Origin of the sequence: Pseudogemmobacter faecipullorum (assembly GCF_020539525.1) — a bacterium.
In the GTDB taxonomy this organism is placed as follows: Bacteria; Pseudomonadota; Alphaproteobacteria; order Rhodobacterales; family Rhodobacteraceae; genus Pseudogemmobacter; species Pseudogemmobacter faecipullorum.
Genome location: NZ_JACDXX010000085.1, coordinates 1 through 702, shown reverse-complemented (window position 1 = coordinate 702; position 702 = coordinate 1). Strand labels below are relative to the sequence as shown.

Sequence of the window (702 nt, the reverse complement as noted above, 5' to 3'; positions counted from 1 at the left end):
CCAAGATCCGATCCCGCACCGCATCGGGGATGCGGTTCCAGACCCGGGAAGGGGAAGATGGCCTGTCCTCCAACCCCTCGGGCCCATGTTCAACGAAGCGGTCATACCACCGGTAAAACGTGGTGGGTGGGATGCCGATCTTGGCCAAGGTGCGCCTGACTGACAGATGCGACTGCTCCACCAGCCGGATGATTTCGAGCTTTTCAGCGGCGGGGTATCTCATTCTGGGTCTCCCCCAGCCCCGGTCATGTTTTTTTTGAGCAGACGGTTTTCAAGGCTGAGATCGGCCACAAGTTCCTTCAGTGCCAAAGCCTCGGCGCGCAGATCCTTCACCTCGCCTGTATTCGCCTGACGGGCCGTATCACCGGCCAGCCGCTTCTTGCCGGCCTCGAGGAATTCCTTCGACCAACTGTAATACAGGCTTTGGGCGATCCCTTCCTTGCGGCACAACTCGGCAATGCTGTCTTCGCCACGAAGGCCGGACAGCACGATCCGGATCTTCTCCTCAGAAGAATGCAACTTGCGCGTCGCACGCCGGATGTCCTTCACGACTTGCTCGGCAGGGGCCTTGATCGTCATGGGTTTCGCTGGCGCGGTCCTTCGGCTCTTCATCATCTTCAACTCCAACTGGGATAAAGATGAGCCGCAAAGCCTCCGCTACGCAATCACGCCAAACTGTTCCAAGGGTGCTGATGGCGGACA

General features: G+C 59.0%; 1 pseudogene. It reads right to left on the bottom strand.

The annotated features are described in order from the left end of the window. Positions 1–579 (bottom strand): annotated as a pseudogene (locus tag H0485_RS21295) (helix-turn-helix domain-containing protein); the annotation flags it as partial. Between the last annotated feature and the right edge of the window lie 123 nt (positions 580–702).